Annotated in this window: 3 protein-coding genes; all 3 read right to left on the bottom strand. The window is 71.5% G+C overall.

Annotation, left to right across the window (positions count from 1 at the left end):
* A partial coding sequence (locus U4E84_RS18715) for a P-loop NTPase (RefSeq protein WP_322533550.1) occupies positions 1 to 159 on the bottom strand: 159 nt, incomplete at its 3' end.
* Between the two features lie 94 nt (positions 160 to 253).
* Positions 254 to 628 (bottom strand): YlbF family regulator, encoded by a 375-nt coding sequence (locus U4E84_RS18710; RefSeq protein ID WP_322533549.1) that lies wholly within the window; start codon positions 626 to 628, stop codon positions 254 to 256.
* A 63-nt stretch (positions 629 to 691) separates the two neighbouring features.
* Positions 692 to 1,033: alpha/beta hydrolase (locus U4E84_RS18705; RefSeq protein WP_369698435.1), on the bottom strand; the 342-nt coding region annotated here is incomplete at its 5' end.

The following is a 1,033-nucleotide window of genomic DNA, read 5'->3' as shown; positions in this document are numbered from 1 at the left end:
CTCGGGACTCGTCTCCGCGGCCAACCGCGCGAGGTTCGGGAGGTCCCAGTCGGCGTCGGCCGCGACCACCGGCGCGCCGCGCCGCGAGAGCGCGCGGGCCAGCCCGAGGGTAGTCGTCGTCTTTCCGCTTCCGCCCTTGCCGCCGGCGACGGCTATCACGGCGGGGATGGGTCGGTATCCGGGATAAGAAGTCGGCCGCAGTTGCCGCGCGGTTCGGGCGTTCGACCCGCCGCCACGGCGGACGCGGGCGCCGTTAGTCCTGACAGCAGCCGCCGGCCTCGCCGCCGAAGTCGACGGCGAGCGGCTCGGAGATGGCCTCGTTGACCGCTTCGAGCGTGTCCTCGAGCTCGTCCTGCGCGTCGAGGTACTCGCTCATTACCGGCATCGAGTGGAGCTCGTCTTGCGCCGCTTGGACGCGCCGGAGGCCGTCGTTCGTCGCCTGTCCGGTCTGCCGGGCCTGCATGAACTCCGCGCGGAGCTGCTCGAACTCGTCGATCCGTGCTTGGACCTCCTCGTCGCGCTGGACCGCGGCTCTCGCCTCCTCGAAGCGCTCGTACTCCGGGGTTTCGGCGATCCGCTCGCCGAGCTCTCGGCCAAGGTCCTCGATGGAGACCTGTTCGACGCTCATATCCGAACATCGTGGCCGAGCGGTTTGAACCTGCCGGAGCCGGGAGGCGGCTTCCGACGTCAGTTACGCCGTCCGCGACGCGACGAACTCGACGACCGCCTCGAGCTCCCGCGGGCCGATGCCGTGGCCGCCCGGGAAGCTCCCGCTCGTGACGTCGGCTCCGAGGGCTTCGAGCCGGTCGACGGCCGCCGTCGTCCGCGACTCGGGGATCACGCGGTCGCCGGCGCCGGCGCCGACGAACACCGGTTTCCCCTCGATCCCCTCCGGATCGAGATCCGCGTGCGACTCCGCGAGGTAGCCGTGAAGCGCGACGACCCACGCGTAGCGGTCGGGCCCCTCCAAGAGGAGCGAGAGGCTCGTGATCGCGCCCTGGCTGAATCCGAGCAGACCGATCCGGCCCGCGGC

It is taken from the genome of Halorubrum sp. AD140 (genome assembly GCF_034497445.1).
In the GTDB taxonomy this organism is placed as follows: Archaea; Halobacteriota; Halobacteria; order Halobacteriales; family Haloferacaceae; genus Halorubrum.
Note: the sequence above shows the minus strand (reverse complement) of the source record. Positions and strands in the feature narration are given on the sequence as shown.